General features: G+C 70.3%; 19 protein-coding genes. 7 read left to right on the forward strand and 12 right to left on the reverse strand.

The genetic code is table 11. The features are described from left to right. Nucleotides 1-233 precede the first annotated feature (233 nt). Both G6O69_RS23430 and G6O69_RS23435 read left to right on the forward strand, forming a co-directional pair. On the forward strand, nt 234-1409 hold the full coding sequence (locus tag G6O69_RS23430) for a sialate O-acetylesterase (protein WP_172305740.1): 1176 nt from the start codon (nt 234-236) through the stop codon (nt 1407-1409). A 117-nt stretch (nt 1410-1526) separates the two neighbouring features. Continuing rightward, nucleotides 1527-2681 (forward strand): hypothetical protein, encoded by a 1155-nt coding sequence (locus G6O69_RS23435; protein WP_172305741.1) that lies wholly within the window; start codon nt 1527-1529, stop codon nt 2679-2681. 108 nt (nt 2682-2789) lie between these two features. Here the strand turns inward: G6O69_RS23435 and G6O69_RS23440 are convergent, their stop codons facing one another. The 4 genes from G6O69_RS23440 to G6O69_RS41665 all read right to left on the reverse strand — a co-directional run bounded on the left by G6O69_RS23440 (nt 2790) and on the right by G6O69_RS41665 (nt 7358). Continuing rightward, nucleotides 2790-3221, reverse strand: coding sequence for a TerB family tellurite resistance protein (locus G6O69_RS23440; RefSeq protein WP_172305742.1), 432 nt, complete (start codon nt 3219-3221; stop codon nt 2790-2792). Nucleotides 3222-3310: 89 nt separating this feature from the next. Continuing rightward, nucleotides 3311-4429 carry an OmpA family protein gene (locus G6O69_RS23445; protein WP_172305743.1) on the reverse strand — a complete coding sequence of 373 codons (1119 nt, stop codon included), beginning with the start codon at nt 4427-4429 and terminating at the stop codon, nt 3311-3313. 2 nt (nt 4430-4431) lie between these two features. Beyond that, nucleotides 4432-5994, reverse strand: coding sequence for a DUF4215 domain-containing protein (locus G6O69_RS23450; protein WP_172305744.1), 1563 nt, complete (start codon nt 5992-5994; stop codon nt 4432-4434). Then, nucleotides 5991-7358: a hypothetical protein gene (locus G6O69_RS41665; protein WP_172305745.1), complete on the reverse strand. Its 1368-nt coding sequence runs from the start codon at nt 7356-7358 to the stop codon at nt 5991-5993. The genes G6O69_RS23450 and G6O69_RS41665 overlap by 4 nt, the downstream gene beginning before the upstream one ends. 121 nt (nt 7359-7479) lie before the next feature. On the opposite strand from G6O69_RS41665, the gene G6O69_RS23460 reads away from it, so the two are divergent. Beyond that, on the forward strand, nt 7480-8967 hold the full coding sequence (locus tag G6O69_RS23460) for a lamin tail domain-containing protein (RefSeq protein ID WP_172305746.1): 1488 nt from the start codon (nt 7480-7482) through the stop codon (nt 8965-8967). Nucleotides 8968-9028: 61 nt separating this feature from the next. On the opposite strand, the gene G6O69_RS23465 is transcribed toward G6O69_RS23460, so the two are convergent. Further along, the gene (locus tag G6O69_RS23465) at nt 9029-10198 is read right to left on the reverse strand and encodes an LCP family protein (RefSeq protein WP_172305747.1); all 1170 of its coding nucleotides are present in this window, start codon (nt 10196-10198) and stop codon (nt 9029-9031) included. A 135-nt stretch (nt 10199-10333) separates the two neighbouring features. Here G6O69_RS23465 and G6O69_RS23470 point away from each other — a divergent pair, with 135 nt between their 5' ends. Beyond that, nucleotides 10334-10906, forward strand: a complete 573-nt coding sequence (locus G6O69_RS23470; RefSeq protein WP_172305748.1) for a tRNA-(ms[2]io[6]A)-hydroxylase — start codon at nt 10334-10336, stop codon at nt 10904-10906. A gap of 16 nt (nt 10907-10922) precedes the next feature. On the opposite strand, the gene G6O69_RS23475 is transcribed toward G6O69_RS23470, so the two are convergent. After that, nucleotides 10923-11942 carry a DUF2804 domain-containing protein gene (locus G6O69_RS23475; RefSeq protein WP_172305749.1) on the reverse strand — a complete coding sequence of 340 codons (1020 nt, stop codon included), beginning with the start codon at nt 11940-11942 and terminating at the stop codon, nt 10923-10925. Between the two features lie 115 nt (nt 11943-12057). Here G6O69_RS23475 and G6O69_RS23480 point away from each other — a divergent pair, with 115 nt between their 5' ends. Next, on the forward strand, nt 12058-12723 hold the full coding sequence (locus G6O69_RS23480) for a hypothetical protein (protein ID WP_176397042.1): 666 nt from the start codon (nt 12058-12060) through the stop codon (nt 12721-12723). Between the two features lie 34 nt (nt 12724-12757). Here the strand turns inward: G6O69_RS23480 and G6O69_RS23485 are convergent, their stop codons facing one another. Next, nucleotides 12758-14125 carry a TrpB-like pyridoxal phosphate-dependent enzyme gene (locus G6O69_RS23485; protein WP_172305750.1) on the reverse strand — a complete coding sequence of 456 codons (1368 nt, stop codon included), beginning with the start codon at nt 14123-14125 and terminating at the stop codon, nt 12758-12760. A gap of 82 nt (nt 14126-14207) precedes the next feature. Here G6O69_RS23485 and G6O69_RS23490 point away from each other — a divergent pair, with 82 nt between their 5' ends. Both G6O69_RS23490 and G6O69_RS23495 read left to right on the forward strand, forming a co-directional pair. Continuing rightward, entirely contained in the window at nt 14208-15293 is a 1086-nt protein-coding gene (locus tag G6O69_RS23490) for a DUF4150 domain-containing protein (RefSeq protein ID WP_172305751.1), read from the forward strand. After that, nucleotides 15290-16183, forward strand: coding sequence for a hypothetical protein (locus G6O69_RS23495; protein ID WP_172305752.1), 894 nt, complete (start codon nt 15290-15292; stop codon nt 16181-16183). The genes G6O69_RS23490 and G6O69_RS23495 overlap by 4 nt, the downstream gene beginning before the upstream one ends. 42 nt (nt 16184-16225) lie before the next feature. On the opposite strand, the gene G6O69_RS23500 is transcribed toward G6O69_RS23495, so the two are convergent. The 5 genes from G6O69_RS23500 to G6O69_RS23520 all read right to left on the reverse strand — a co-directional run bounded on the left by G6O69_RS23500 (nt 16226) and on the right by G6O69_RS23520 (nt 26072). Continuing rightward, complete coding sequence (locus G6O69_RS23500) at nt 16226-17227, reverse strand: hypothetical protein (protein ID WP_172305753.1); 1002 nt, start codon at nt 17225-17227, stop codon at nt 16226-16228. Further along, the gene (locus G6O69_RS23505; protein ID WP_172305754.1) at nt 17224-18306 is read right to left on the reverse strand and encodes a DUF2169 domain-containing protein; all 1083 of its coding nucleotides are present in this window, start codon (nt 18304-18306) and stop codon (nt 17224-17226) included. The genes G6O69_RS23500 and G6O69_RS23505 overlap by 4 nt, the downstream gene beginning before the upstream one ends. Nucleotides 18307-18341: 35 nt before the next feature. After that, a complete protein-coding gene (locus tag G6O69_RS23510; RefSeq protein WP_172308314.1) occupies nt 18342-21089 on the reverse strand; it encodes a cation-transporting P-type ATPase in 2748 nt (915 codons plus the stop codon). 9 nt (nt 21090-21098) lie between these two features. Continuing rightward, nucleotides 21099-21953: a universal stress protein gene (locus G6O69_RS23515; protein ID WP_172305755.1), complete on the reverse strand. Its 855-nt coding sequence runs from the start codon at nt 21951-21953 to the stop codon at nt 21099-21101. A gap of 183 nt (nt 21954-22136) precedes the next feature. Next, nucleotides 22137-26072, reverse strand: coding sequence for a VCBS repeat-containing protein (locus G6O69_RS23520; RefSeq protein WP_172305756.1), 3936 nt, complete (start codon nt 26070-26072; stop codon nt 22137-22139). Nucleotides 26073-26163 lie beyond the last annotated feature (91 nt).

A 26163-nucleotide genomic window follows, 5' to 3' on the forward strand; every position in this document is an offset into this window, starting at 1 on the left:
GTTGCATCTCGGCCGCCTCGCTCAACATCTACCCATTTTGGACCCACCAAGCCTCGAGGACATCCCTAAATTCTCGGGGGCTTGCTGTCTCACCCTTGTTGGCACAGGGGGGACACGCTCGACCTGTGTCGCGGCACAGAGTGGAGCGCCCGAATACTGCCGTTGCTGCTGCCAGCAATAGGCAACGGCGAGATCGCACCCGTGGCCACCGGATCGATCGTATCCTGCGCTGAATGGAACCCGACACCCGCGGCCCCTCGACAGGCGTGCTGTCGCGCCCCAAGTCCACGAACCCGCTCACACGCGCGCTGCTGGCCTCGCTCGCGTTCGGCGCTCTGGCGGTCGGCTGTCCCGGCGAGGATGCGCCCTTCGACGAGTCGTCTGCGATGGAGGAGAGTGAGGACACGGGGGACACCGGCGAGACGGAGAGCGGGAGCACGGGGGAGACGGAGGGCGAGAGCACCGGCGAGACGGAGGGCGAGAGCACCGGCGAGACGGAGAGCGAGAGCACGACCTCGACCGAGGGGGAAGGCGAGGGCACCGAGGAGACGCAGAGCGAGAGCACGGATACCACCGAGGGGGAGACCGGCGACCCCCTCCCGCGCGTCGACGTGTTCTTGCTCGGCGGTCAGTCAAACATGCAGGGGCGCGGTCGCGCGGACGTGATCGACCCCGAGAACTACGAGCAGCCCAATGTGTGGCTGTGGGACACGGTTGCCGAGGAGCCTCAGTGGCTGCTGCACGACGGTCCGACGGATCTCGGCTCGGGCGTGGATTCCCAGTTCGGTCCCGAGGTCGGGTTCGGCCGATATTACGGCGACGCCCGACCCGAGACGACGATAGCGTTGGTCAAGCACGCCCGGGGCGGGAAGAGCCTGGCGGTCGACTGGTACCCGGGGACCTTCGGCGATCCGCAGACCCAAGGTCCGCAGTACGTGGCGCTGATGGAGGCGACCGAGGCGGCGCTCGCCGAGCTCGAGCAGACCTATCCCGAGGCCGACGTCCGCGTGCGCGGGGTGCTTTGGCTGCAAGGCGAGCGGGACTCGCACGAAGAGGGGATGTCGCTGGCCTACGAGGCCAACCTGGTCCTGCTCATCGAGCGGCTGCGCGAGGATCTGGACGAGCCCGAGCTGGGGTTCTTCTACGCGGCGATTCTGGACACCGAGCTCGACGAGGTCTCGGGCTACGTGTTCAACGATCTGGTGCTGGAGTCCCAGTTTGCCGTCGACGAGGACTCGGGCGCACCGTCGGCCACGACCGGGGCGCACATCGTGGACTCGCGCGAGTATCCGTCGCACGCCGACATCGTCGACGGGCACAAGGACGGGGACTATGTCCACTTCAGCGAGGCGGCGCTGCTGATGGTGGGCGAGGAGCTCGGGGAGCTCGCAGACACGCTGGTGCCCTGACCAACACGAAAGAGGCCGTCGGTTCGGGGACAGGCGGCCTCGCGGGTCGCAGCCCCGGACCTACTGCTGGAAGCAGTACACGAAAGCCAAGAACCGATGACCACGCCAGGATCCCAAATGTTCGCAGTCTTCATGCTCACCACCGTGTTCGCCGGCGGCTGTGCCAACGACTCCAGCGGCACCCGCGAGTCGAACTCGGATGACGCCGCGGGAGACGGCGACTCTAGCGAGGCCGACTCGGGGGCCTCGCAAACCGGCACAGGCTCGGCCAACGCCGAGACGGCCAACGCCGAGACGGCCGACGCCGAGACGACCGACGCAGAGACGGCCGACGCCGAGACGGCCGACGCCGAGCCGAGCGACGAAACCGAAACCGACACGAGCGAAGACAGCGACGGGGTGAAATTCGACCTGGGCCCCCCCCTCGACGCAGCCCCCACGCCCGAGCTCCCGAGCCCGGCGCTTTGGTACTCGACCCAAGACTACCTGTTCTACATCGGGATCGACCCCGCGGACGGCACGGCGACGACCCCCGTGCAGCACGACATCGTCGCCGACGACGTCCTGCCCCTCTTCGGTGGCGGTCTAGCGATCCTCGAGGGCGGCGGTCTGCTGCTCGTACGTGGGCCGGGGAGCGTCGGGGGATACTACGACGCAGACTCGACCTCGGTCTTCTACGCCGAGGGGGACTCGCTGCCCACGACGGTCCCCGGCGTCGCGTACTTCGAGTTCTTGGGAAAGCTCCCCGACAACACGGCCGTCGAGGGGCTGCACGTCGACTGCGAGGGCAAGGTGTACCTGATGGACTCGGGCATCCACTCGGCGAGCATCATCGGCAACCGACTGCTGCGGTTCACCGGGGACTACCTGGCCGGCGACCTCTCGTACGAGGTGATCACCGACCTGGGCATGGCCGACGTCCCCGACATCGACGACATGTCGCCCGGCATCGACATCATGGGTGAGCTGACCGATAGCCAGGGGTTTGGCCTCGACAGCGGGAGGCTCTACGACTTCAACTACCTCGATGGCACCGGAGTGCTGCTGGGGATGGCGGGCACCTACGGCGTGCACGTCCTCGGCGGTCCGTTCTTCGACGACGACGTCGCCCGCTTGTACGTGATGGACTCGAGCGCGGCGCTCTTCGAGATCGACCCCGTCACGCTCCAGAGCTCCGGGGCGCTGGTCGTCGGGCCCGACGTCATGGCGCAGATCAACCCTGGGCTCGCTGGTCCACTGAGCCTCTGCGACACCAGTTTCCCGCAGGGCTAGGAGCGGCAATCCGTTTGGAGGCGCGCTCTCAGGTGCGTCTGGGCGGTCTCGGAGGCCGCCCAGCCGTCCGCCACGGCCCCCAAACGACACAACCTCCGCGGGGGTCTACTACAGCTCCATGAGGAGCTGCTGGCCGCGCTCGCGGAGCACCAAGCTGTCCTGCACCCAAGTGATGAACAGCCCAGCCGTCTCCGAGTCGAATTCGAACGCCCCAGCCAGGGTCATCAACGCCTGGCGCTCGTCGTCGACGAGCACGTTGTCCGCCATGGCCGCGCAGATGGCCTGGTAGAACAAGAAGATGCGCGCCTCTCGGTGCTTGACGCCCTTGGCGACCTCGACGAGGTCACTCGGCGCGTCGAACTCCTTGCGTACACGATCGCGTTCCTCGGGCAGGAGCATCATCTGCCCCATCAGCTCCTCGACGAAGTGGCGTTCGCTGTCGGCGACGTCATCGTCCCGCGACGCCATGACTGCGACGCAGCGGGCGACCGCAACCTGTTCTTCGGGGGTGATGAGCTCGGAGATGGGGAAGTCGAACATGGCTCGGCGCGGAGGGTAACCCATTCGGGGGCTCGCTGGCCAGGACATCGGCTGTGACCCGTAGATCCGCGATCGCGCGTTCGCGCCCGTCAAAATACCCAGCCGAGCCCGGCCCCGACGTCGTAGATGCCGGCCCCCCCAGAGGAGCCGGGGGTGACGGAATAAGTCACGGTGGCGTCGAAGAGCAAAAACAGGTGGCGCGTGAGGGCGATCGCCACCCCCGGGCCGATGCCGAGGACGGCTCCCGGTGACCAGCGTTCGGGGGCGGTGGTGCTGCCCTCGCGGTGCTGGAGGACGAGGCCGGCCGAGAGCCGCAGCCAGCCCCAAAAGCCGCCTCGAGACCCGCCGACGCGCAGCTCGGGGACCACCCGCAGGCGGCTGCGGTCGACACGGTCGCAGTCGGGGGCGCAGCTGTCCGGCTGGGGGAACAAGAAGCCGACGTCGATGAGGTGGTCCACGCTGAGCCCCAGGGCGAGGCGCAGTTCCGAGCTGAAGCCCCAGATGTAGCCGGCCCCCGCACCGTAGCGCACGTGCTGGCGCAGATATTCGGCCGAGCCGATGGCGTATCCGGCGATACCGAAGACATAGGGGCCGCGGAATCCGATCTCCTCGCGGGCGGGCCTCTGCTTGGGCTCGGCGGGGGTCGGCGGGGGCGTGTCTGCCACGTCTGCCGCGTCTTGGAGGGGGGGCGCCTCGAGCTCGACGGGCTCGGGCGGAGGCAGGCGCGCCCACTCGCACGCGAGGAAGTCGGCGTCGAAGCTCGGCTCGCACTGGCGGGGGTAGTAAAAGCGCAGCTCGACCCGGCGGTTGCGGGCCTTGGCGGCCTCGTCGTCTCCGGGGTCGCTGGCGTCCCACTCCCCCCGGGCCTCGAGGTGGACGCGGGTCGCCGCGGACGCGTCCCCGCTCGCGCGCAGCTGCTCGATCAGGTAGTCGCCGACCCGCTGGGCTCGCCGGCGCGAGAGCGCGCGGTTGTACTCGTCGGTGTTGTCCTCGTCGGCGTGACCGATGACCAGGAGGTGGAGATCCGGGTCGTCGCGCAGGGCCGCGGCGGCGCGCTCGAGCTCGGCCTCGGCCCGCGGATCCCCGAGGCGATCGTCGTTGACATCGAAGGACACGGGCTCGGCCTTGGGCACGCTCACGCAGCCCAGGCCGAGGCCGAGGGCCATGCCGAGGACCAGCGAAGGCAGCTGCCGAGGGCGAGCGGGCATGGTCAGGGCACGAGCAGCATGTAGCCGATCAGTGACTCGGTGTAGTCGTAGTCGCTGCCGACGGTGTCGACGTCTTGCCAGTCGAACTCCGTCAGCCAGACCCGGCCGGCGCCGGCGTCACGGTAGGCGATGGACACCCAGGTGTCGGTCCAGCCAGCCAGGGGGATGACCTCGGGGAAGTCGGAGAGATCGCGGCCGCAGCCGGACTCGGCGTAGGTGATGGCGGTGAAGGGGTTTGCGAGCCAAAACTCGTCGTCGGCGCTGAATTGAACGACCGTCGGCGCGCGATCGTTGCACGAGCCCAGGAACAGGCCCTGGGAGACCGCGGCCGCGAACACGGCGTTGTAGACCTCGTCGCTCGCGCTGTTCTCGGTGATCACTCGCCCGCCGCCCTCGACCCAGGTCTTGATCTGGGCGGGGATGAAGGCGTTGGCGCCGCTTCGGCTGACGAGCATCGCCTGGGTGTCGCCGTCGGGAGTGCAAGACGAGACCACGCTCATCTCGACGCCCTCGGGGATGAAGTCGGCGACGTCGCGGGTGGAGGTGCCGCAGAGCAGCAAGTTGGGGCGGATGTCGAGGATGCACTCGGGGGAGCAGCCGTCGTCGGCCTCGAGGTTGCCGTCGTCGCACTCCTCGACGCCCTCGTGGACCAGCCCGTCGCCGCAGATCGCCGCCACGCAGGTGCTCAGGCAGGCGTCGGTGTCGAGCTCGTTGCCGTCGTCGCACTCCTCGACGCCCTCGTGGACGAAGCCGTCGCCGCAGCTAGCCGGGACGCAGGTGCTCAGGCAGTCGTCGGTGTCGAGCTCGTTGCCGTCGTCGCACTCTTCGACGCCCTCCTGGATCACGGCGTCGCCGCAGACCGCGATCGTGCAGGCGTTGGTGCACTCGTCGGTGGCGATCTCGTTGCCGTCGTCGCACTCCTCGCTGCCCTGGACCACGCCGTCGCCACAGGTCTCGAGCTCGCAGCTGGGGGTGCAGCCGTCGCCCTCGAGCTCGTTGCCGTCGTCGCACTCCTCGACGCCCTCGTACACGATGCCGTCGCCGCACACGGCGTCGACGCAGGCGCTGGTGCAGGCGTCGGTGTCGAGCTCGTTGCCGTCGTCGCAGGTCTCGACGCCCTCGTGGACGAAGCCGTCGCCGCAGGCCGCGAGCGCGCAGGCGTTTGTGCATTCGTCGGTGTCGAGCGCGTTGCCGTCGTCGCAGGCCTCGACGCCGTCCTGGACGATGCCGTCGCCGCAGCTCGCGAGCGCGCAGGCGTTTGTGCATTCGTCGGTGTCGAGCTCGTTGCCGTCGTCGCAGGCCTCGACGCCGTCCTGGACGATGCCGTCGCCGCAGGCCGCGGGGGCGCAGGCGTTGGTGCATTCGTCGGTGTCGACGGCGTTGCCGTCGTCGCAGGTCTCGCCGTCCTGGACGATGCCGTCGCCGCAGTAGGCCGCGGCGCCGGTGTCGGTGTCGGTGTCTGCGTCGTCACCGATCTCGTCGTCGCTGGTGCCGTCGTCGCTGCAAGCGGGGGCGGTGAGCAGGATGAGGCTCACCGACAGGGTGAGGGTGCTCGCGCGGGTCATGGCTCAGAGTATGCCGGCTCTTCCTCGCTCTCGCTCTCGCCCTCGTCCTCGGGCGCGAAGTCGGGGCACAGCCCCGGGTAGTCGACGACGTGCGGGTCGCCGCAGCTGAGCTCGGGGCGAGGGTAGATCGCGGGCGCCGGGGGCTCGCCGGGGAGCTCGAGGGGCGCGCGCGGAGGCTCGGGGAACAGGCCGATGTACTCGACCCGCGTGCCGAGCTCGCCTTCGATGACGCCTGCACGCAGCGCGAAGACCAGCAGATCCAGGCCGTCCTCCCCGATCCACATGCACCACATGGGCAGCTCGCCGCGGGCGATGGCCGGGCGGAGGCGACGATCGAAGCGCGGGCAGGTGGGCGCGGTGGCGGGCATGCGGGCGGCGCTGCGGCGTAGGGCCGTGAGCGCCTCGCGGCCGCCGTCGGCGCCCCGGAGGGCGCGCGCGCCGACCTTGCGTCGATCGGGGAGACCGAGGCGGGCGTCGGGGGAGGCCACGGCCAGGAAGGCCGCGAGGTCGTCCTCGGCCGCGGCGCGCATGAGCGCGTCGAGCACGGCCTCGGCGTCGCGGGGCAGGGCAAAGGGGGGCTCGTGGCTGGCGGGGTGCGGCGCCGCGAGCAGTCCGGCCGGCTCGATGGGGGCGTCTGCCTCGGAGGCGAACTCGAGGCGAGGGAGGGCAGGGGAGAGCTGGCGCGCGTCCGAGGGGTCATCCTCGCCCGCCCAGCTCAGGGCCGCGAGCACGGGGATCATCGCCGGGGCGGGGCAGCTGTCCGCGGGCCAGCCGATCCGCAGGGCGCCCGCGGGGCCGTCGACGTAGGCCCAGCGGCGCCCGCCCTGCCTCGACCAGCTGGCTCCCGGGATCCCCGGGACCGGGGCGAGGACGAGGTCGGCGGAGCCGACCTCACCTTCGCGCTCGAGGGCGACCATGCCCATGCGGTGCAGGGCCGTGGCCTCGGCGATCGGCACCTCGCCCAGGGGCGTCACGCGAAAGCTGTGGGTCCGGCCGTCGTCGTCGGCGAAGTGGTGCACACAGGCCAGCTCCTCCGCGCCGCCCAGATAGGCCGAGAACCCGCAGCTGGCCCGAATCAGCTCGGGATCGAGGCCCGGGAGGGGGTCACAGCAGCGCGCTTCGCTCGTCCGCGCCGCGCCGTCCAAGGTGGGATCTCGTCGGTCTGTGACATGAAGTTTGCACGGCTGGTCCGCCCCTTCTTCCCCGTCGATGCTCGTAGTCGAGATCGCGGGCTGATCCGCGGCCTCGAGGTGGGAGGTGGAGCGGCAGCCGAGCGTGAGCGAGCACAGCGAACAAAACGCCGTCGCAGCGGCAGCGCTGACGGCTCTGGCCGCGGCCATGCGATTGCTGAGGGGGGTGGTCATGGGATGGCCGCGGACTCTCCGCCGAGCAGAAGAACGTGAGCTGTGTTGCCTCTGCGAAGCCGCAGTGTACCCCGATGGTCCGTTTCCTGGGGCCACACATTGGGGGTAGCTTGCGCGAGCCATGAAGTACCTAAGCATTAGCGCGATCTGCATGTCCGCGAGCCTGGCCCTGGCCCTGGGCTGCAGCGACGACTCCACCAGCGAGGGCTCGGGCACCGAGACCGACTCCGAGACCGACTCCGAGAGCAGCTCCGACGACGAGGTCGGGATGACGGAGACGACGGACTCCACGGATTCGACGGACACCACGGATTCGACCGACTCGACCGACACCACGGACACCTCGGACACCTCGGACACCTCGGACACCTCGGACACCTCGGACACGGGGGAGACGGGCGAGACCGGCGAGACGGGGGAGACCGGCGAGACCGACACGATGGCCGCCGGGACCACGATCTACGACATCCAAAACGGCGCCGTGGCGACCGGCACCGACGTCCTCGTCGAGGGCGTGTGGGTCACCGGCAAGCGCAGCAACGGCTTCTTCGCCCAGGAAGAGGCGGGCGGTCAGTACAGCGGTGTGTGGGTCTACGTCGGCAACGACATGGACATCACCGGCCTCGAGATCGGCGACCTCGTCGACATCAGCGGCATCACCGAGGAGTACAACGACCTGACCGAGATCAACGCCAGCGCCGGCGAGGTCCTCGAGGTCGGCGCCATCGAGCCCCCGGCCCCCGATCTCGTCACCCTCGCCGACCTCACCGTCGACGTGGGCGAGCCCTGGGAGTGCGTGTACGTGCGCATCGAGAACGACCCGATCGACGTCAACGACCTGCCCGGCTTCGACGAGTTCGAGGTCTACGACGGCAGCGCGTTCGGGCTGATCGACGACTACCTCTACAGCCTGATCTCCGACGGCGCGGCCGAGTTCCCCAACTTTGGCGTGGGCGCGGCCTTCACCGCCATCCAGGGCCCGGTCAACTACAACAACGAGGCGTTCAAGATCTCCCCGCGCATGGCCACGGACTTCGAGGGCTACGTCGAGGGTCCCCCGGCCGGCTTTGGCGTCGACGACCTGATCCCCGGTGACCTGATCATCACCGAGATCATGTACGACCCCGCCGTCTGCGACGACTCCAACTGCGAGTGGCTGGAGATCTACAACAACACCGACACCGAGGTCGATCTCATGGGTCTGCGGATCCAGGACGAGAACTACGACGAGGGGAACCAGGGCGAGGTCCAGGGCACGCTGCTGCTCGGCGCTGGCGAGTACGTGATCCTGGGCAAGGGCCCCGAGGCCAGCTGGGGCTACAGCGTCGGGGCGGGCGCCTACTACGGCTCGGGCGCGTCCTTCAACAACAGCGGCGACGATCGGGCGGTGATCCTCAACAGCACCGAGATCCTCGATGAGACCGCGCTCTACGAGGGCCAGGGCTCCACCGACAACGGCGTGTCCTGGAAGCTCGACCCGAGCATGATCGACGCGAGCGCCAACGACGACGCCGCCAACTGGTGCTGGTCGACCACGGACTACGGCGACGGCGACCTCGGCAGCCCCGCGGGGGTCAACGAGGTCGACTGCAACGCGAACCTGCCCTGAACCCAGTCGGGTGAGCCAGGTCGAAGGGCCCCTCTCGCGTGAGAGGGGCCTTTTGTGTTGCTCAGCCCCGGTCCGCGTAGGTCAGCGCCGCGTCGCGGGCGGGGCAGCGCTTGCGCTCGCGCAGCGCGGGCAAGGGGGCGTCGAAGATGCCGGCCAGAGCTTCATCGAAGGCGGCGCGGTCGAGGAGCATGACGTGCTTGCCGTCCTCGGTGACGTGGCGCTGGGTCATGGCGCTGGACACCGAGAACCCGCGGATGCCCTCGAGGCCGCCCTCGAGGGCGAAGGACGCGTAGTAGAGCGCGTCGTCGGGGCTCATGTCGGTGCGCAGGTGCGGTTCGACGCGGCGCCACAGCGCCGGGAGCCCCCGCAGGCCGCGGACGCGGGCCGCTCGGGCGAAGCCGAGCAACACCGCCTGCTGCCTGCGGATGCGCTCGCGGTCGCCGGTGCCGTGGCGCGAGCGGGCGTAGGCCAAGGCGGTGGGCCCGTCCATGGTCTGCGCGCCGGCGGGGATGTCGACCAGCGTGCAGGCCTGGTCCGCGCCGTCGAGCCAAAAGCAGTCCATCAGCGGGCACTCGACTTCGACCTCGACGCCCCCGAGCTCGTCGACGAGGGCGACGAAGCCCTGGAGATCGACGCTGGCGTAGCGATCGACGCGCACGCCGAACTGCTCGTCGAGGGTGCGGCGCAGCAAGGCCATGCCCTGGCCCTTGGCCACGCGGACCTCGCCCACGCGGAGCACGGCGCTGATCCGCGCGTGGGTCCGACCTTGCTCGCGCAGCCCCGGCACATCGGGGAGCTCGACCCACAGGTCCCGGGGGATGGAGAAGGCCGCGACGGCGCCGTCGCGGTGGCGAAAGGCCGCGACGATCATCGTGTCGGTGCGCCCCGTGACCCCCGGGCGGCGGTTGTCGGCGCCCATGATCAGCACGAAGGACACGCCCTCGAGATCGGGGGGGCGGCGCGGAGAAGGGGGCGGCGGCGGGGCCTCGGGGCCGGCGTAGGGGATCCGCGGCGCGTCCATGTCGACAGTCGCAGGGCGCTCGTCGAGCTCGAGCTCGAGCGGCGCGGGGGTCGGCGCCGGCGGCCCGATCAGCTCGCGCAGGGCGTGGGCGCCGTGGTGACGGACCTGCCCGCGGTCTTTGGCCCAGGCCCAGGCGACGCTCGCCAGCGCGACGACCAGGGCCGAGAGCGTGACCAGGGCCGCGATCCTCCGCTTGTTTGGCGCGCGCACGGGGAGGAGACGCCTGGGCGCGGCGGGCCTATTCCTCGGGCCTATTCCTCGGGCCTTTGCTCGGGTCTGCTCTTTGGGTCGCTGGGGCGCGCCTCGGCGTGGATTCGCAGCCACCACTGCTCTACGCTGTTCGCCGTGCTCGCCCTCACCACCCCCACGCCACCCGCCTGGCTGGAGACCGTCCTCGCCAACTTCGACGACTTTCTGATCGACCACGCCGCCTGCGAGCGCAAGGCCTCGGCCACGGGCATGGCCTTCGTCGTCCGCTACCCAGACCGCCCGCTGCTGCTCGAGCCGATGATCGCCTTCGCCCGCGAGGAGCTCGAGCACTTTCACCAGGTCTACCGGCTGATCGCCGCCCGCGGCCTGAGCCTGCGCCCCGACGAGAAGGACCCCTACGTCGAGCCGCTGGCGCGCTGGGTACGGACGGGCCGAGACGCGCGCCTGCTCGATCGCTTGGTGCTCGGGGGCGTCGTCGAGGCGCGGGGTGTCGAGCGCTTCGGGCTGGTCGCCGAGGGCCTGCCCGCGGGCGAGCTGGCCGACTTCTACAAGGATCTATGGCGCTCCGAGGCGCGCCACGTCGGGCTGTTCTTGCGCCTGGCCCGGGAGCTCTTCGGGGCGGAGGCGGTCGAGGCTCGGGTCGCGGAGCTGCTCGCGCTCGAGGGCAGGGTGGTCCAGGACCTCGCGCTGCGCCCGGCGCTGCACTGAGCCGCTCGCGGGCGGCTCACCAGCGGTTGCGGACGTCCTCAGCCCAGCCCTCGACGCCGTCGACCCGGACGCGCTCCCCGGCGTCGTCGATCACCGCGCCGGTCCAGGTGCCAAAGCACTGGTGTTGGCGCGAGGCGAAGAGCCCGAGGTCGATGGTCGCGGCGCGATCGTAAAACGGCTCGAAGCGCAGCTCGACTCGCTCGCCGAAGACCCGCCAGGGGCGCAGCGGGTTGTCGAGATCGTAGCGCCACTCGAACTCCTCCGAGATCTTCGACAGCCGCCCGTCGACGACGAGGGCGTTCTCGGTCGCGCCCGTGCCCACGGTCCATTTGCCGCCCAGCTGAACACCGATGACGCGCTCGCCCACGCGCCCGCTGCCGGCCCCCCAATTCCAATTCAGGCGATAGGGCCAGCGCCCGCGGCCGTGGTCGAGCACGGCCCAGGTCTGGCCGTCGCGCAGCTCGTGTGCTTTGCCGCGGACGCGCAGCCAGCCTTGCGCCGGCCGGGCGACGTCCTTGATCGTGTATTGAAAGCGGGTGCGGCTCCAGGGCACGACCACGCCGAGGCGCTCGTGGCCCTCGGGGAGCGGGACCTCGATGGCGAGGGATAGATCCCCTGCCTCGGCGCGCAGCCGTGTCCCCTCGGCGCGCGTGTCGATGTCGATGTCGAGCCCGCGGCTGCGCGCGCGAGCGGGGCCGCGGCCGAGGCTCGCGGGCAGCTCGGTGCCCCGCCCAAAGGGTCGCAGCGCCGTGTGCTCCCTCGCCTCCATGCTCGCGCGATCGAGGATCCACAGGCTGTGCAGGGCCGCGTAGTCGAGGTCGGCGACGGTCAGGGCGACCACGTGGCTGGGGGCCATCACCGCCCAGTACTCCCAACGCTTGTTGCGGCCGAGCCCCCGCCAGCTTCGACGCAGGCCGCTCGTGTCGTGCAGCGGCTGGCGAGTGAAGCCGAGGGCGTCGGGGTTGAGGCGGCCTTTGGCGTCGACGAGGGCCACGGGGTCGGTCAGCTCGCGCTCGGGTGCTGGCTCGTCTCGCACGGACGCACGCTAACCCGTCCGCCGAGATGGCGCGGCCGCAGTTCGTGGATGTGCCCAGGGGGAGCGGCGCGCTGCCTGCTGACGCGCGATGTCGCGCCATGCTATAGCTGCGCCGATGAGCCTCGGACGAGCCAATTCGACCCGCATGAGCCAGGCGATGGGCGTCGCCCTGCTCGCCCTCGTCGGCGCCTGTAGCCGCGATCCCAAGGCCGCGCCGAGCGGTGACGCGGGGGCGGCCGAGGGTGCGCTCGCGCCAGCGGAGGAGCCGGCGCAGGTCGATCCTGCCGAGGGCGCGCCCGCGCCAGCGGAGGAGCCGGTGTTGGTCGATCCTGCCGAGGCCGACCCCGCGGAGGCCGACCCCGCCAACGAGGAGAGCGGCGACTTTGGGTCGCGCGTGCGCTGTGTGAGCGAGGCCAGCGAGTGGACCTGCGAGCTGACCCGTGGGCTGATCGCCGAGCTCACGGACGAGTCCAGCGCGCTGTCGAGCGAGCTCGTCAGGCAGGCGCGCATCGTCCCCTTCTTGGAGAGCGACGAGGTCCACGGCTTCAAGTTCTCGGGGATCCGTCGGGGGAGCTTTCCCGCATTGCTCGGCATGCAAAATGGCGACGTGCTGGTGTCGCTCGGCGGCGACGAGCTCGGCAGTGTCGAGCAGGCGCTCACCGCCTTTTCGGGGCTGGCCGAGGGCGGCGAGTTCGAGCTGAAGTTCGAGCGCGATGGCGAGCCGCTCACCATGACCATGAAGATCGTCGACGCGCTGTCTGGCCCGCCGGCTGGGCTGTGAGCCGAGGGGGCCGCGGCTGATTCTCGAGTCGGTCTCAGCCGGCCTCGGGCGTGTCGATCTTGGCGATCGCCGCGTCGATCTCGGCCTGGCTCAGCGCGTGGCGGTGGAGCTTGCCGGCGAAGTAGTCCTGGTAGGCCGCCATGTCGAAGTGCCCGTGCCCACAGAGGTTGAACACGATCACGCGGGCCTCTCCGGCCTGCTTGGCGGCCACGGCCTCGCGCACGGCCACGGCCACGCCATGATTGGCCTCGGGCGCCGGGATGATGCCCTCGCTACGGGCGAAGAGCACCCCGGCCTCGAAGGTCTCGAGCTGATCGAGGGCGACCGCCTCGACGATCTCGTCGCGCAGCAGCTGGCTGACCAGGGCGCCGGCGCCGTGGTAGCGCAGGCCGCCGGCGTGGATCTTGGCTGGCACGAAGGTGTGCCCCAGGGTGTACATGGGCAGCAGTGGCGTCATCCCGACGCTGTCGCCAAAGTCGTAGCGAAACACGCCGCGGGTCAGCTTGGGGCAGCTCGCGGGCTCGGCCGCGATCGCCCGCAGCTTGGCGCCCTCGGCCAGCTTGCGGTGCAAGAAGGGGAAGGCCAGGCCGGCGAAATTGGAGCCGCCGCCGAAGGGCGCGATCACGACGTCCGGGAGGTCCTCGCCGGCCTTCTCGAGCTGCGCGAGGGCCTCTTGGCCGATCACCGTCTGGTGGAGGAGCACGTGGTTGAGCACGCTGCCGAGGTTGTACTTGGTGTCCTCGTCGCCAGCGGCGCGCTCGACCGCCTCGGAGATGGCGATGCCCAGGCTGCCGGGGCTGTCGGGGTCCTGGGCGAGGATCTGGCGCCCGGCCGCGGTCCGCTCGCTGGGGGAGGGGATGACCTCGGCGCCCCAGGTGTTCATCATCAGCTTGCGATAGGGCTTTTGATCGTAGCTGATGCGGACCATGTAGACCTCGCAGGCCAGCCCAAAGAGCTGGCAGGCAAAGGCCAGCGCGCTGCCCCACTGGCCGGCGCCGGTCTCGGTGGTGATCCGCTTCACGCCCTGCTCGGCGTTGTAGTAGGCCTGGGCCACGGCGGTGTTCGGCTTGTGAGAGCCGGCGGGGCTGAGGCCCTCGTACTTGTAGTAAATGCGCGCGGGCGTATCGAGGGCGCGCTCGAGGCCGCGGGCGCGGAACATCGGGGTCGGGCGCCAGATCGTGTAGAGTTCGCGGACGCGCTCGGGGATCTCGATGAAGCGCTCGCTGCTGACCTCCTGCTCGATCAGCGCGGCAGGGAAGAGCGGCGAGAGGGCGTCCGGCCCGATCGGCTCGCGCGTCGCCGGGTTCAGCGGCGGCAGCGTGGGGTTGGGCATGTCCGCGGCGACGTTGTACCAGTGCGTCGGGATCTCGGACTCTTCGAGGGTGATCTTGCGAGGCGCCATGCTTGCTTGGGTACCACGGGCGCGGGCGCGAAGGTGTCCCGCGTACGCCACTGGGGGTGATGCCGTGCTAGCCTCGGCGAACATGGGCAAGCAGGTGTTTGCGAACCAGATGGCGATCGTCGCGGAGGCGGGATCGGGGAAGCTGCTCGGCGCCTTCCCGGACGTCTGCAACAGCCCGCCGACGCCGCCGGCGGGCCCGGTGCCGGTGCCCTACCCAAACAGCGCGTATGGCCGAGACCTGAAGCAGGGAACCAAGCGGGTGAAGATTGGGGGGAAGCCGGCGGGGGTGAAGGGGAGCCATCTAGCGAGCTCGCCATTGGGAGACGAGGCGGCGACGAAGGGCCTGGGCGGCTCGCTGCTCTCACACACGATCACCGGCAAGGCGTACTTTTGCGGGCACTCGATGAACGTGAGCTTCGAGGGCCAGCCGGTGGTGCGGCACCTGGATCTGATGACGAGCAACCACGGGAGCTACCCGGGGTCGACGCCTCCTTTCGCGCTGATGGAGGAGATGGCGCTGGAGGCCCTGGACGACGCCGGGGGGAAGGCGGCGAGCTGCCCTTGCTGCTGGTCGAAGGCCTGCGCGGCGGCGCTGCCCTCCGAGATTGCGCCGGGGGTGAAGCGGGAGGCGTATGGATTTCGGGAGTACTATCGGTTGGACGAGGTGGGGGAGGACGGCGGGCTGTCGGCGGTGGCGAAGGCGCGGCGGGAGGCGCTGGCGGGGAGCCCGTGCGAAGGGGGGAGCTGCCCGAACGCGGGGAAGGCTGTGCCGAAGTCGGCGCCGCCTTGTGATGTGTATCGGGTGACGACTCCCGAGGAGGCTGAGGCGATTGTGGGAGGTCTTTCCGAGAAGACGAAGGTTCGTATTCGTATTGAAAAGGGAGTTCCTGGCAACAAGAAGATGTTGGCCCGTGTCGTGATGGGGAGTCCATTTTCGACGATTGAGGACCTTCTGAAGGTCGATGGCTGGGACCTCGAGCGAGTTCGGAAGTCTGTGCAGCTCGATCACACGACACCAAGGGCCGCAGGTGGGTGTCCCTCATCTGGCCAAAACGTCGAGGCGCATGCACTGAAGTGCAAGAACTGCAAGGTGGTAGATTCGGCGCTCGATCGGTGGTCAGGCCAGGAACTCGAGCGTCGCCGAGCGCTCTTGAAGGGGAGGGCATGAAAATGACGCTGACGCTTCCCAACCGGATCTGGCGAGATGAAAAGTGCTACTTTGCCTACCCCATGGTAGCGGAAGACCTCGAGTTGGAGGACTTCGATGCATGGCAGGTGCTCGGCGAAGCGATTCAGGCCGCCCAAAATGGAGATTTTGGCGCTACGCCTGGGCTACTCGAGAAATTCGATCGTGATGATCACTGGATACGCCGGGCAGTCTATGGGGCTCTTCTCGGAGACGCGGGGACGGATGCGATAAATGAGCGAGTCCTCGAGCTCTATGCTCGTGGAGGGCTCTCTTCTGACTACAGCTGGGGCTTGTCGATCGTTTTGTATGCGTGGGGGCGCCTGGATGTGGTCCCACACCTGGTCAGGGAGTGGCGTAAAATCTATCTCGTCGACGAGGACGCCATGTATATCCCGCCACGTCTTGGCTGCTTGCTAGAAGAAGAGCGGGGTGATGTCCACGACGCGTTTCCCGGGCCGGAGCGCGATGATGACGAGGCTGCCGACGCTTACCTCGAGCTAGTGATGGCGCGTTGCACGGAGCTTCAGCGGCGATATGGTGATCGTGCTTTTTTGTTCCGGGGACGACCGATCGACCCTGCTTGGATTGCCGAGAGGGGGCTTCGGGATCTGGCGGAGAGCCCAAAACTGTTTGATAGTCACATGCGACAAAAATTCGAGGCGATGACAGGAATTGACTGTTCCTCGTTTTATGAAGATGAAAAGGGAAATTTCTCTCAGAGGGTGAAGCCCTTGGCGGCCGCCGCGATCTTCGAAGAATTCCTGGCGAGCCCCCAGCGCCACGCCTTCGAGCCAGGCAAGCGCTACTTCTTCGGTCACCCGATCCCTCCCGGAGATCCCGAGGGCGCCCGCCAGTGGCCGCCGCGCTGATCTCTGTTCGAGAAGAGCTCGAGACTGCTGGGGACGCGGAGCTCAGCTCGCCGCCTCGAGCACCAACGCAGCCCGATCCCCATCGTCGGCCCCCGCGCAGACCAGCGCCCGCGGCCCCGGGGCGTAGCGCTTGGCGAAGGCGACCAGCGCGATCACGGCGTCGCAGAGCCCCGCGGCCGCGCCGACGTGGCATAGCTGGAGCGCGGGCGTCCACAGCTCGAGCTGCTCGACGCGCTGGCGGAGGATCCTGGCCGGGAGCAGCGACTGCTCCTTGAAATAGAAGCTCTCGCCCGTTCCATCGCTGACGCGAAAGTCGAGCTGGTGGGCGGCGAGGCCGGCCTCTCGCAGGGCGGCGAGGCTGGCCTGGGCGAGGCCCTCGGCGCGCAGGGGGGCGTCGTTGTCGAGGCGCGCGGGCTCTTGGCTCGCGCCGACACCGAGGACGTGGCCCCAAGCGCGGCGCGTGTGCGGCTGAATGAGCAGGCAGGCGGCGGCCTCGCCGGGGTGGAGGCCGTCGGGGTTTTGGTTGCTGGCGAGCCGGCGCGCGCGGTGGAGGGTGTGTAAGGTCGAAGCTTCGATCAGCGAGTCGGCGGCCAGCACCACGCAGGCCTGGGCGCCGCCCTCTGCGAGGAGCTCGCGGGCGCGGGCGACGAGGCGCAGGCCCACGCTCGAGCCGCCGATGACGATGCCGACGCGCGCGGGGGAGAGGGGGACGCCGAGCTCGGCGGACAAGAGCGCGCACAGTTCCTGGCTGGTGCAGCGCGGATCGGGGCGGGCGATCAGCAGGGGCAGGCCGGGCAGGGCCGCGAGCTGGTCTTTGAGCGTGTCTCGCAAGGCCGCGGCCGCGAGGGCGATCCAGCGCGCGCGCCTGGGCGTATGCGGCGGGATCAGGGGCAAGGCGGCGCCGATCACAGGATCGTCGTCGGCGAGGCTGTAGGGCAGCTCCTCGCGGTGGTTGAGGTTGCCGCGGATGGCCGCGCAGGCGGCCAGGGCCGAGAGCCCGAGCGGGCAGGCCATGCCGAGGGCGGTCACGCTGACCGTGCTCATGAGCAGCTGGCTCCTCGCTTGCGCTCTCGCAGCGCTCGCACGGCGTCGCCGAGGCGGCGAAACCTGGGCTTGCCGCCCTGCCTGTCCATGGGCCCGGCAGGCGGCTGGTCGCCGATCAGGATCTCCCGCAGGTCCGAGGGCCGTCGCCTCAGGGGCACCGCGCAGCGCCACAGCAGCTGCGCCTGGCCCAGGTGGGGCTCGAGGATCAGTGTGTCGAGGCGAGCCTCGCGGTGGGTGTCGGCGTCGACGAAGCGAAAGCAGACCGGGACGCGAAGCTCGGGGACGCGGTAGCGGACGACCGGCTCGGCGGCCATGTGGATGCAGCGAAGCTCCTCGCCGCCGCGTAGGGTGGCCAGCTGTTGATCTTCGGGGGCGCTTTGGTTGTAGCGAGGATCGAAGTCGGCGGGGAGGTAGGGCGCGCGCTCGTCTCGCCAGCGTTGGTCGTAGGTCCCGGCGTAGCGCAGTCGCTGGGCCCAGCTGCGTCCGACGACGCCGAAGCCGACGGGCTCGTCGCTGGATCGCGGGGAGCACAGCGGGTGCCCGGGGCGCTCGAGGTTGGGGACCGGGAGGCCCTCGAGCTCGGCGGCCGGGCGCTCGGGGTGGTAGCCGACGCCGACCAGGTTGCGGCGCTCGTCGGGGCCGCCGACGGCCCGGTCGAAACGCAGGGGCATGCGCGTGAAGGGGACGGGGTTCGAGGGGAAGAGCGCCCCCGCGGCGCGGACCCAGCTGCGCTCGCCGACGACCTCGAGGGTCTTGGTCGTGCCGGGGAGCTCGAGGCCGACGCGCAGCCGCGGCTGCGCGAGGCCGCCGGGGGCGACGGCTTCGCCGACGACGAGGACGTCGACGCGCGGCTTGAACAGGGCAAAGTCGCTCTCGTAGCGGATCGCCGAGCTGGCCGGATCACCGTAGTGCTCGTCGCAGGTGATCAGCGGGCGCTGCTCGCGGGTCAGGCGAAGGGCGCCCTCGGGCGAGGTCGAGAAGGTGCCCTTGACGACCACGAGGCAGTGGTCGACCGCGTCCGCGTCGGCGGCCACGGTCGACCCGGCGATCATCCCCGTGGTGTTGGCGGTGATCTGCAACGCGAGCAGTGTACCCAACGTCGATGGGCCTCGGGCTACGCGCCCGCGGCCTGGCGGCGCTTTTTGATCTGCTTGCGCAGCCAGTCGGCCCCGAAGATCAGCGGGACGCCCAGCCACGCCAGGCCATAGACCTCGGCGTCCACCGGCCCCGTGGCGAGCACGCTGCGCAGCGGCGGCCAGTGGAGCACGGCCCAGGAGAACACGACCTGCACGACGATCCCCACGGCCAGCAGGGGGTTGCGCAGCAGCCCGGCGTCGAGGCCCGAGCGGGTCTCGGAGCGCCGGCCGATCAGGTTGCCGATCTGCATGAGCAAGATCGTGGCGAGCGCGGCCCCGGTCGCCGAGCGGTAGAGCGGGTCGTCGTTCGCCGGCAGGTCCATGCCCAGGCGCCAGCCGCCCTCGTACATCACGTAGGCGAACACAGACAGGCTCCAGGCGGCCTCGAGCAGGCCGAGGAAGAAGTAGCTGTGGGCGATGAGCCGGAAGTTGAGCAGGTGAGTCTCGTGGCCGCGCGGGGGCTGCTGCATGACCCCGGGCTCCGGGGGTTCGCGGCCGAGGGCCATGGAGGGGACGATGTCGGTGCCCAGGTCGATGCTGAGGATCTGGATCACCGTCAGCGCCAGGGGCACGGGGAAGAGCACGAAGAGCAGGTAGGGCAGGATCTCCGGCCCGTTGGAGACGAGCACGTAGTTTGTGAATTTGCGGATGTTCGCAAACACCGTGCGGCCCTCTTCGATGCCAGCGACGATGCTGGCGAAGTTGTCGTCGAGGAGCACGATCTGCGCGGCTTCGCGGGCGACGTCGGTGCCCTGGAGGCCCATGGCGATGCCCATGTCGGCGGCGCGCAGGGCCGGGGCGTCGTTGACCCCGTCGCCGGTCATGGCCACGACCTTGCCCATGCTCTGGAGGACCTGGACGATCTTCATCTTCTGGGCCGGGGTGGTCCGCGCGAAGATGCGGACGCCGCTGCGGTAGGCATCGGTGACGGCCGCGTTGGACATCTGCTCGAGGGCCTGGCCGGTCAGCGCGACCTCGGCCGCGTCGGCGTCGGCGGGGACGAGGCCGGCCTGGCGGGCGATCTCGCTGGCGGTCTCGGGGTGGTCGCCGGTGATCATCACGACCTCGATGCCGGCGCCCCGGGCCGCGGCGACGGCCGGGGGGACCTCGTCGCGCAGGGGGTCTTCGAGGCACAAGAAGCCGCGCAGCTCGAGCTCGCGCTCGAGGCTCTCGCGGGGCAGCTCGTCGTCGGCGCTGGGATGCTCGCTGTCGGCGTCGAGGGCCCGCGTGGCGACGGCGATCACCCGCTTGCCGCGGCGGGTCAGGGAGGTGACGAGGGCGTCGACCTCGGCCAAGGTGGCGACGTCGCAGGCTCGACCGGCGGCGCGGACGATCATCGGGCGCAGGCTCATCCACGCGCCCTTGACCGCGAACTGGCTGGCCGAGCAGCCGGCGGCGCGGCGCAGGTCGACGTCGAAGGGCAGCTGCTGCACGCGCGCGGCGTCGACGGAGGTGGGGTCGCTGCCCTGGGCCTCGAGTTTGACCGCGAGCTCGACGTCGAGGGGGTCGCCGCGCAGCTCGCCGTCGATGCGCTGGGTCTCGCTGGCCAGGTAGGCGGCGGCGAGCAGCTCGGTCAGGGCCTCGCCCTCGAGGACCTCGAGCGCGCCGGCCCCACTCGCGCCATCGAATCCCTCGGGCCCGTCATGTTGCCCAGGCCAGCGCGGCGCGTAGACCTCGGTCAGGCGCAGCGAGTTGCGGGTGAGGGTGCCAGTCTTGTCGGTGCAGATGACCTCGACGGCGCCGAGCGTCTCGACGGCCGGTAGGCCCTTGACCAGGACCTTGCGCCTGGCCATGCGGACCGAGCCCATGGCCAGGGCCAGGGTGAAGGTCGGGAGCAGGCCCTCGGGCACGTTGGCCACGATGATGCCCATCATGAACACCAAGTTGATCAGCAGCGGGCGCCCTGTGGCCATCCCGTAGATGAAGAAGCTGACGCCCATGCCCACGGCGATCGCGGTCAGCACCCGGACCATGTGGGCCGTCTCGCGCTCGAGGGGGGAGGGCGCGCGCTCGACCTCGGTGGACAAGGTCGCGATCCGGCCAAACTCGGTCCGCCGCCCGGTTGCGAACACCACCGCCTTGCCGCGGCCGCGCAGCACGCTGCATCCGGCGAAGACCACGTTGTCGGCGTCGAGCAGGCGCTCGGCCGGGCTCGGCTTGGTGGTGCAGGTCTGGGCCCGGGACTCGCCGGTCAGCGGGGCGTTGTTGAGCGACAGGCCGGCGCCGGAGATCACCCGGGCGTCGGCGGAGATGCGGTCGCCCTCGGAGATGCTGATCACGTCGCCGGGGACGAGGGCGTCGGCGGGGATCCGGTGCTCGCCGCCGTCGCGCATGACCGTGACCTGCTGGGGCAGGAAGGCCAGCAGGGCCTGCATCGCGCGCTCGGCCCGATACTCCTGGATGAAGCTGAAGATCGCGTTGAGCACGGCGACCCCAGCCAGAGCCCAGGCCATCACGTCCATGCCCTCGCCGGGCGCGGCTCGGTGGGCGACCACGCAGATCGCCGCGGCGGCGATCAGCAGCAGGGTGAAGAAGTTTGTCAGCTGGCGGCCGAGGGCGCGCAGCCAGGCGTGGCGATCGGGCTCGGAGAGCACGTTGGGCCCGACCTGCTGCAGGCGGCGCTGGGCCTCGTCGCTCGACAGGCCGCCGGGGCCGCTGCCCAGCAGGGCGAGCACGGCCTCGGTCTCGACGTTGTGGATCCGCCCGGGTTCCAGGTTCTCGTTCATGTCCATGGTTCAGCCGACTCCCTTGCGGAACACCGCGACGTCGCAGGCGGCGTTGTGGAGCACGGCCTCGAGGGGGTTCGAGAGCGAGAAGCGAGCCGGGAGCAGGTGGTCGCTGGCGCCGAGCAAGAGCAGGTGGGCGCGCACGCGGTGGGCGCTCATGACCAGCTGGCTCGGCCAGTGATCGGAGACGGCCACGTGCCGCTCGACGCGGGGCGGCTCGACGGGGAGCCTGGCGCGCAGCTGCTCGACGTCGCGGGTCAGCTGCGCGAGGGCCTCTCCCTCGAGGGTCGAGAGGCGCTCGAAGCTGAGGTGTCCGAGGAAGCGACGCTGGACCTCGAGCACCCGCAGCAGCCACAGCTCGTGGAGGTCGGGGGTGAACAGCCCGAGGGCGGGCGCGAGCCGGGCGCAGAGCTCGGGGGAGTCCGAGAGTCCGGCGGCGAGGACCTTGGGCAGACCCATGAGCCCCGGCTCGACGATCCGCATGGCGAGCACGCTGTGGTCGTGGCGCGCGAGCAGGGCCTGGCCGACCGTGCCGAAGGCGAGGCCGCGGCCGCGGCGGTGGGCGCGAAAGCCCACGAGCACGATGTCTTCGAGGCCGGGGCGCAGGGCGTCCGCGAGCGAGGCGGAGATGCGCTCGCGCGGGGCGAGCTCGCGGTAGCGAAGCTCGACCTGGTGGCGCGCGGCGAGGGTCTGGAGGCGCTCGCGTCGGGGCTCGGGATCCGCCTCGCCGGCCTCGCGCACGTGCAGGATCTGGACCTGCGGCTCGGGCAGCTGCCGAGCCATGCGCAGGGCGTAGTGGAGCATCCAGGTCGCGTGCTCCGACCCGTCGTCCGCGAGGTGAATGCGTTCGATCCTCGAGGTCATGCGCCCGGATCTATACGCAATCTGTCGCGTATCCCAACCCCGAACTCGGGATCGTGGATTTGATTGACGGCGTCGAATCTGTCGATCGCGTACCGGCAGTTCGACTCGCCTGGGCTGGCTTCGGCTGGCCCCGCCAGGTCTGTGATGTGGCGGTGAGCGACGCTCAGCCTTCGAATGCTGCGCTCAAGGGTAGAGCCACTGATCCGCGAGCAGCCCGGTGGTGCTGCTGTGCGCGGCGGCCGGTAGCCCGGGCCCAAAGTGATCTGCGGGAACCCACCCGCCAATCAGCCGCAATGGTTGCATGGGCTGGCGGCGGGGATCTTGCTGCATGGGCGTGGCGATCGGCGTGAGCGCGTCGAGCGAGAGCACCTCGGGCTCGCCGACGCCGTGACAGTCGAGACAAAATTCGTTGCTCGAGCTGTCGGGTCGCGGGCTGTTCCAGACCAGCGGGCTCTCGGGGAAGAGCAGGGCGGTGCGCACGGAGCTGGTCCCCGCGGGCGGGTCCTCGGCGAGGATGCCGTGGTCGAGGTCGCGGTCGTGGAAGCAGGCGTAGCGGGCGTAGCTGATCTCACCGGCCTGGCTCAGGCGGGCCGTGATCGCGTCGTGGCTCGCGCTCGGGTAGGCCGCGGCGATATTGGCCCAGGTCCCCGTCGCGCTGGCAGGGAAGCCGACCAAGGTGCCGTGGGCGTGGTTGCAGATCGTCTCGGGGTCGGGGCGGTCGACGATCAGCACGAGCTCGTCGACCCAGCCGCGCAGGCCAGTGCCGCCGCCGCCGAGGGCTCCGAGCACCAGCTCGCCAGAGCTCAGCGGGGTGTGCGGAGCGGGGCTCAAGGTCGCGCGCAGGAAGCCGTCGATCCACACCTGGACCTCCGAGCCGTCGCCGGCGAGCTGCACGGCGAGGTGGGTCCACTGGTGGTCCTCGGCGAGGATCGCCGTGGGCAAGGTCGCGTCGTAGTTGACCCCGGCGCTGCGGTAGCGCACGCGGTTGCGGCTGAGCAGCAGGTCCGAGCCGCCGGGGAAGGTCAGCACCCGGCGCAGGCCCTCGCCGTCCGGGCGGCGGTCGACGAACACCGAGACGAAGGCGTCCTCGGTGATCGCCTCGGGCAAGTCGAAGCTGACCCCGGCGTAGCCGTCGAGCCACAGGCCCTTGCCGACGACTCCGCCGACGGCGGCCGGCTCGACGCGGACGTTGCCGTGGGCCAGGCCGTAGGCGGGCACGCCTCGGGCGGTGGTCGTCGCCGCGTTTTGGATCCTGACCTCCTCCTCGAAGCCGGTGCCCGCGAAGCTCCCGGTCTCGTGAAAGCCGTCGTGGTAGTGCATCAGCCCGCCGTTGCGCGCGTAGCTGGGATCGACGTGGGTGGCCGAGGCGTTCATCTCGGCGACGATCACGGCGTCGAGGTGCAGGTAGTCGTCAAAGGCCACGTCGGCGCTCGCCCGGCCGCTGTTGAGCGTCCAGACCACGTCGCGGGGCGTCGCGGGGACGAGCGCGGGCGACTCGTTGAGCAGGTTCTCGAGCGAGTCGATGAATGTGGTGTTGGCGACGCCTTGGGTGGGCAGCTCGGCGCCGATGTTGTCGCGCCCGGTGCCCACGCGGACCCAGCCGCTCTGGTCGCCGGCCGCGGCCGAGAAGGGGTCGTAGAGCTGGAGCTCGCGGTGGTCCGTGGCCTGCTGACCGAGGCCGTAGTCGGTGTTGGCAAAAGCCCCGTCGAGGAAGACCATCTTGCCGCGGGTCCACAGGCCCATGGCGATCACGCCGCGGGTCCTTCCGGCGTCCTCGACGCTCGAGGGCGTGGCCGGGGGCAGCTCGCACTCGACCCCGGGCACGCAGCGCGCCGTGTAGCGCGTGCGCGTGGTCCCGTCCTGGACGTAGTGGAGCGTGGCGCCGATCGCCGGGAAGAACAGGTTGCGGCCGTGGCGATCGATCCACGGGTAGGTGCCGCGGATCTTCTCGCCATCGGTGATCGGGTTGCCCTCGGGATCGCGGAAGGGGTAGCGGGCGAAGCCGTAGCGCTCGCCGAGGCCGGGGTGGAAGGGCGCGTGGGAGATCGGGTAGGGGCCGTCGAGCTTGGTGACGTCGCAGGGGTCGGCGTCGGCGGGCATCACCGCGTAGACCATGTCGTAGCTGCCGGTGCGCTGCTGCCCCTCGCCGTCGATCCAGTCGATGCTACTGTTGCCGACGCGGAACACGAACAGCCGCCCGTCGGCGGTGAACATCGGCTCGAAGGCCTCCTTCACGTCCCAGATCGGCCCGGCCACCGGGGTGCCCGGGGTGATCGAGGTGATGCTCGCCGCGGCGGTCTTGGGGTTGGCGACGCGCACGGTGATCGGCGTGGCCCAGACCTGCTTTTGATCGTTCGCTAGCTCGACGGTGGTGATCGTGTGCAGGTCGTAGCAGTCGTCCTGCCCGCAGGCGCGCGGGTTGACGAGATCGTCCTGGCCGGCGAGGCCGGCGAGGGGCGAGCTGCCGTCGCACAGGCTCAGGTGGTGCCCGTTGGCGTTGGCGTCGCCGTCGAAGGCGGCGTTGGCCGTGAGCGTGGTGTCGGAGAACACGGACACGCCGGGGTCTTGGTGGACCAGGTGACCGTCGAGGACCTCCGGGGTGATCAGCGCGAACTTGCGGTTGGCTCCGTTGGGCTTGAGGTAAGTGGCGATCCGTCCGTCGTTGCTGGTCCGCACCGGGGGCACGTGCGGGGCCACGTACTCGCCGTCTTCGTAGCCGGTGACCGCGCGGAGGATCGTCGGGATCTCGGGCAGGCCCACGCCCTGGCTCCCGCCCAGCCAGATCGCCGGGTTGGGGCCGTGGGTCCACGAGCCGTCGCCCTTCGAGTGATCGACGCGGTTGTAGGCCTTGCCGTCGGCGTTCCAGTCCGCGCGCAGGATGTCGGCGCGGCCGTCGAGGTCGAAGTTGGCGACGTGGATCTCCCGATTGCTCCCGCCCAGCCACCACTTGGGCTGCTCCCAGATCCCCCACGCGCCGCCGCCGAGCGAGCGGATCACCCGGTTGTCGTCGCGGCCGTTGCCGCTCCAGTCGGCGAGCAAGATGTCGTCGCGGCCGTCGCCGTCGAAGTCGCCGACGTGCAGGGCGCGGCTCTCGGGCGCCATGTCGAGGGCGATGCCGGCCCAGTAGCCCCAGCTGCCGTCGCCGTGAGAGGGCATGGCCGCGTTGTACTGCGTGCCGTCGCCGTTCCAGTCGGCGCGGAAGAGATCGGCCGCGCCGTCGCCGTCGAAGTCTCCCACGTAGAGCGCCCGGTTGCCGCCCTTCAAGATCCGCGGGGGCGAGTTGAAGTGCACGGACCAGCCGCCGTTGCCCTTGGACAGGGCCAGGCGGTTGTACTCGCGGCCGTCTCCGCCACCGTCGGCGCGCAGGATGTCGTCGTCGCCGTCGCCGTCGAAGTCGGCGATCAGCACCTCGCGGTCGTCGCCGCCGAGCCAGTAGCCCAGCCCGCTCGACCAGGTGGTCCAGCCGCCGTCGCCCTGGGACAGGTAGATGCGGTTTTGATCCGTGCTCTCGTCGTGGGCCAAGAGCAGATCGTCGCGGCCGTCGCCGTTGAAGTCGCCGACGTAGAGGTGGCGGTCGTCGCCGCCGAGGATCACCCCGGGGCCGGCGCGCCACGTCCAGCCGCCCGCGCCGTCGGGGGAGAACCACATGTTGTACTGGCTGCCGTCGCCGCCCTGGTCGGCGCGGAAGATGTCATCGCTGCCGTCGCCGTCGAAGTCGCCGACGTAGAGCTGGCGGGTGTCGCCGCCGAGGAGGATCGCCAGCGGCCCGGCCCAGCGCGCCCAGCTGGTCTCGCGGCTGAGCAGGGCGAGGTTGTACTGGCGGCCGTTGCCGTTCCAGTCGGCGCGAAAGATGTCCGCGCTGCCGTCCCCGTCGAAGTCGCCGATCAGCATCGCCCGGGCGTCCGTGTCGTCGTCGGTGACCGGCGTGGCCGCGGCCTGCTCTGGCGGCCGGGCGGCCTCGAGCTCGCGGAGGGCTTCGTCCGTGGCTGGACTGTCGGGATCGAGGGCCGCGGGGGCGTCCGCGGTGAACTCGTCGACGTCGTCGGGCTCGGCGGCGCACGCCAGGCAGAAGGGACAGCATAGGGCAGCAACCACCAAGCCCGAGCGACGCGACGACATGCTGGCGGTGTAACACCGGCGAGGCTGGCGACGAAACGGCCGCGAGGCCAGCTGGGGGCCAGACGCGTGGCATGTCCCGAAGGACAGTCGG

It is taken from the genome of Pseudenhygromyxa sp. WMMC2535 (genome assembly GCF_011083025.2).

Coding starts and splice junctions, on each gene's coding strand:
- G6O69_RS23495 (WP_172305752.1), top strand. CDS start 15,290: ATGAAAATGACGCTGACGCTTCCCAACCGGATCTGGCGAGATGAAAAG.
- G6O69_RS23480 (WP_176397042.1), top strand. CDS start 12,058: ATGAGCCTCGGACGAGCCAATTCGACCCGCATGAGCCAGGCGATGGGC.
- G6O69_RS23500 (WP_172305753.1), bottom strand. CDS start 17,227: ATGAGCACGGTCAGCGTGACCGCCCTCGGCATGGCCTGCCCGCTCGGG.
- G6O69_RS23460 (WP_172305746.1), top strand. CDS start 7,480: ATGAAGTACCTAAGCATTAGCGCGATCTGCATGTCCGCGAGCCTGGCC.
- G6O69_RS23430 (WP_172305740.1), top strand. CDS start 234: ATGGAACCCGACACCCGCGGCCCCTCGACAGGCGTGCTGTCGCGCCCC.
- G6O69_RS23510 (WP_172308314.1), bottom strand. CDS start 21,089: ATGAACGAGAACCTGGAACCCGGGCGGATCCACAACGTCGAGACCGAG.
- G6O69_RS23520 (WP_172305756.1), bottom strand. CDS start 26,072: ATGTCGTCGCGTCGCTCGGGCTTGGTGGTTGCTGCCCTATGCTGTCCC.
- G6O69_RS23490 (WP_172305751.1), top strand. CDS start 14,208: ATGGGCAAGCAGGTGTTTGCGAACCAGATGGCGATCGTCGCGGAGGCG.
- G6O69_RS23515 (WP_172305755.1), bottom strand. CDS start 21,953: ATGACCTCGAGGATCGAACGCATTCACCTCGCGGACGACGGGTCGGAG.
- G6O69_RS23485 (WP_172305750.1), bottom strand. CDS start 14,125: ATGGCGCCTCGCAAGATCACCCTCGAAGAGTCCGAGATCCCGACGCAC.
- G6O69_RS23440 (WP_172305742.1), bottom strand. CDS start 3,221: ATGTTCGACTTCCCCATCTCCGAGCTCATCACCCCCGAAGAACAGGTT.
- G6O69_RS41665 (WP_172305745.1), bottom strand. CDS start 7,358: ATGACCACCCCCCTCAGCAATCGCATGGCCGCGGCCAGAGCCGTCAGC.
- G6O69_RS23445 (WP_172305743.1), bottom strand. CDS start 4,429: ATGCCCGCTCGCCCTCGGCAGCTGCCTTCGCTGGTCCTCGGCATGGCC.
- G6O69_RS23450 (WP_172305744.1), bottom strand. CDS start 5,994: ATGACCCGCGCGAGCACCCTCACCCTGTCGGTGAGCCTCATCCTGCTC.
- G6O69_RS23435 (WP_172305741.1), top strand. CDS start 1,527: ATGTTCGCAGTCTTCATGCTCACCACCGTGTTCGCCGGCGGCTGTGCC.